We start from the raw sequence: 849 nt of genomic DNA on the forward strand, positions 1-849 counted from the left end.
TTTGCGGCGTCATACGGTTACGGTCTGGACGGGCTGACGCTGCGCACCGGCGGGGTGTTTAACCAGGACTGGCAGGGTGTCAGCGCCGGGGCTGTTCTGGGGCTGAGTTACCTGGGGGCGGTGTCTGCTGACGGGGCTTATGTCACGGCAAAATACCGTGACGGCAGCCGCAGCGGAAATAAGGTGCAGTTATCCTGGAGTAAACAACTGGAGATGACGAACACCGGACTGCGGGTGAGCTGGTCACGGCAGAGTGAGGAATATGAGGATATGTCCTCCTTTGACCCGACAGAGTTGTGGTCGCAGTCAAATCATGGTCGCCGGACGAAGGATGAATGGAATGCCGGTGTCAGTCAGCCGGTGGGTGGACTGTTCAGTCTGTCGGTGTCCGGCTGGCAGCGGAGCTATTACCCCGCATCCATGACCGGGCGTTACCGGTACAGCGATGACAACGGTAAGGATACAGGTATTACCGGCACCCTGAGCACACAGATTAAGGGCGTCAGTCTTAACCTGGGCTGGTCCGGTTCACGGAACACCCGGGGAGAAAACAACTGGTCTGCATCGGCGTCAGTATCGGTACCGTTCACACTGTTTGACCGTCGCTACAGCAGCAGTACGTCGGTGAGTACGAGTAAAGACGGTGGCACAGGCTTCAGCACCGGTGTGTCCGGCTCGCTGAATGACCGTTTCAGCTATGGTCTGGGCGGTGGTCGTGACAGTGATGGTGGTGCCAGCAGTTATCTGAACGCGTCGTACAGCGGTGACCGGTCTTATCTGAGTGGTGCCCTGAACCACTCGCAGTCCGGCGGAACCAGTGGTTCTGTCTCGGTCAGCGGTTCGGTACTG

1 pseudogene is annotated in these 849 nt (G+C 58.5%); it reads left to right on the forward strand.

Annotation, left to right across the window (positions count from 1 at the left end):
- A pseudogene (faeD, locus tag BEA93_RS24530) lies at positions 1 to 849 on the forward strand (F4 (K88) fimbrial usher FaeD); the annotation flags it as partial.

This window comes from Escherichia sp. MOD1-EC5950 (genome assembly GCF_002965345.1).
Classification (GTDB): domain Bacteria; phylum Pseudomonadota; class Gammaproteobacteria; order Enterobacterales; family Enterobacteriaceae; genus Escherichia; species Escherichia marmotae.